This is a genomic window from Paenibacillus sp. 598K (genome assembly GCF_003851045.1).
Taxonomy (GTDB): Bacteria; Bacillota; Bacilli; order Paenibacillales; family Paenibacillaceae; genus Paenibacillus_D.
In genome coordinates, this window is record NZ_BFBX01000002.1 from 10,580 (window position 1) to 10,884 (window position 305).

At 69.2% G+C, this 305-nt stretch carries 1 protein-coding gene; it reads left to right on the forward strand.

Annotated elements, in window-relative coordinates; translation table 11 throughout:
• Positions 1–305: FGGY-family carbohydrate kinase (locus tag PA598K_RS00715; protein ID WP_260405210.1), on the forward strand; the 305-nt coding region annotated here is incomplete at both ends.

Here is a 305-nt window from a genome sequence, read left to right on the forward strand (position 1 = left end):
TCGCCGGAGCGGGTAGCGGTGTCGATCGGCACGAGCAGCGCGGTGCGGACGATCGTCCCTGAGCCGACGTTCGATCGCGAGGGAAAGCTGTTCTGCTATGCGCTGGACGAGGGCCGCTGGGCGATCGGCGGCGCCTCCAACAACGCCGGCATCGTCCTGCGCTGGCTCGCCGATCAACTGCTCAAGGATGATCCGGCGATCCACGGCGTAGCGGGCGAGGACCCGTTCGAGCGGCTGCTGGCACAAGCCGAGCAGGTGCAGCCGGGGGCCAACGGCCTGCTGTTCCTGCCGATGCTGACCGGCGA